This is a genomic window from Kocuria sp. CCUG 69068 (genome assembly GCF_020833785.1).
GTDB lineage: Bacteria > Actinomycetota > Actinomycetes > Actinomycetales > Micrococcaceae > Kocuria > Kocuria rosea.
The window spans coordinates 1-2,007 of record NZ_PDDL01000216.1 but is presented as its reverse complement, the minus strand read 5'-3'; the positions used below and the strand labels follow the sequence as shown (position 1 = coordinate 2,007).

At 76.8% G+C, this 2,007-nt stretch carries 2 protein-coding genes, 1 pseudogene and 1 riboswitch; all 3 genes and pseudogenes read right to left on the bottom strand.

Annotated features, from left to right (window positions below):
• Positions 1-543, bottom strand: a 543-nt coding sequence (gene ribD, locus CRM73_RS19015; protein WP_229588774.1) for a bifunctional diaminohydroxyphosphoribosylaminopyrimidine deaminase/5-amino-6-(5-phosphoribosylamino)uracil reductase RibD, incomplete at its 3' end; no start/stop codon positions are given.
• Positions 544-660: 117 nt separating this feature from the next.
• Positions 661-824: riboswitch (FMN riboswitch) on the bottom strand.
• Between the two features lie 55 nt (positions 825-879).
• The gene (gene rpe / locus CRM73_RS19010; protein WP_017833942.1) at positions 880-1,545 is read right to left on the bottom strand and encodes a ribulose-phosphate 3-epimerase; all 666 of its coding nucleotides are present in this window, start codon (positions 1,543-1,545) and stop codon (positions 880-882) included.
• A gap of 31 nt (positions 1,546-1,576) precedes the next feature.
• Positions 1,577-2,007: pseudogene (locus tag CRM73_RS19005) on the bottom strand (rRNA small subunit methyltransferase B); the annotation flags it as partial.

Sequence of the window (2,007 nt, the reverse complement as noted above, 5' to 3'; positions counted from 1 at the left end):
GATCCACCGGCTGGTCCCGTCCTCGGCGGCGATCCGGGCGTCGAGGCTCTGGGCGACCTTCAGGGTCACGAACGGGCGCTGGGCGCGCACGGTCTCGCCCCAGCGGTCGTTGAGCCGCTCGGCCTCCTCGGCCAGCAGCCCCGAGCGGACCTCGAGGCCCGCGGCGCGCAGGGTGGCGGCTCCGCCGGCGGCGGCGGCGGTGCGGTCGGGGGCGCCGTAGACCACGCGGGGCACACCGGCCTCCACGATCGCCTCGGCGCACGGGCCGGTGCGGCCCCAGTGGTTGCACGGCTCGAGGGTGACGTACATGGTGGTGCCCCGGAGGTCGGTGCCGGCGGACCCGGCGCGCTCCAGGACGTCGACCTCGGCGTGGACGGTGCCCGCCCCGCGGTGGTGGCCGACGTGCAGGATCCGCCCCTCGGCGTCGACGAGGACGGCTCCGACGAGGGGGTTGGCCCCGCGCGGGCCGCGCGCCGCCGCGTGCAGGGCAGTCCGCATGACCGAGCGCTCGGCGTCGTCGCCGGTCCGGTGCTGCGGGTCCATCACGTCGTCCTTTCCCGGGGCGGAACCGGGGCGCAGGACAACGGTGCCGCCGTCGGGACCCACGGGTCCGGACGGCGCCGTGGCGGGTGCCGTCGACGGCGCGCCACGAGGGCCGTTGAACGTGTTGCCTTCCATCCAGACTGTGACTGTCGGTACCGGAGTTCCACCGGTTCGGCCGGGCGACCCGTCGGTGCGGGCGCTGGGCGCCCGCAGGGACGTGGTCGTCCGGTTCGCGGACTGTGACCGCCGGTTCGGACTTCCACCGACCCCGGAACACGTTGTTCGTGCCCCGATTATGTCACAGGGCGTGCCCGCGGCGGCCCGCGGCCGGCCGGCTCAGGACTGCGCGGAGCGGGCCGCCCCGCGCAGGGCCGTGATCGCGGCCCCGGGGTCCTCCGCGCCGTAGACGGCGGAGCCCGCCACGAACGTGTCGGCCCCGGCCTCCGCGGCCCGCACGATGGTCTCCTCGGTGATCCCGCCGTCCACCTGCAGCGCCACCCGTCCCCCGCCGGCCCGGATCGCCTCGGCGGCCCGGCGGATCTTCGGCAGCGTGACGTCGAGGAAGGCCTGGCCGCCGAAGCCGGGCTCCACCGTCATGACCAGGAGCATGTCCAGCTCGGGCAGCAGGTCGAGGTACGGCTCCACGGGGGTCGCGGGGCGCAGGGCCATCCCGGCGCGGGCGCCGTGGGCGCGCAGCTCGCGGGCCAGCTTCAGCGGGGCGCGCGCGGCCTCGGCGTGGAAGGTGACCGACTCGCAGCCGAGCTCGGCGTAGCCCGCGGCCCAGCGGTCCGCGTCCTCGATCATCAGGTGCACGTCCAGCGGGAGGGGGCTGACGGCGAGGATCCGTTCCACGAGGGGCATGCCCAGCGTCAGGTTCGGGACGAAGTGGTTGTCCATGACGTCCACGTGCACGGCGTCGGCGGCGGCGATCCGGCCCAGCTCGGTCTCGAGGTTGACGAAGTCGGCGGAGAGGATCGAGGGGTGGATGCAGGTGCGGGGCACGGGGACTCCTGGTGGTCGGGCGGTCGGGGGCTCAGCGCTTGCGCAGCAGGGCCAGGAACATGGCGTCCGTGCCGTGGACGTGCGGCCACAGCTGGACGGTCGCGGGGCCGGCGCCCCCCGCCCACGGGCGGGACGGGGCGCGGTCCCCGTCGAGGCTGCCGGGCAGGGCCGCGGCCCGGACCGGCGCCAGGGCGTCGACCAGCTCGGCGTCCTCGCGGCGGGCCAGCACGTCCTGGACCACGGCGAGGGTCTCGGCCGCGTGCGGGGAGCAGGTCGCGTAGGCGACCAGGCCGCCGGGGCGGGCGACGTCCAGGGCGGCGTGCAGCAGCTCCCGCTGCAGCGGCCCGAGCTCCGCCAGGTCGCGAGGGGTGCGCCGCCAGCGCGACTCCGGGCGGCGGCGCAGCGCCCCGAGGCCGGTGCACGGGGCGTCGACGAGGACCCGGTCGAAGCCGGCCTCCTCGA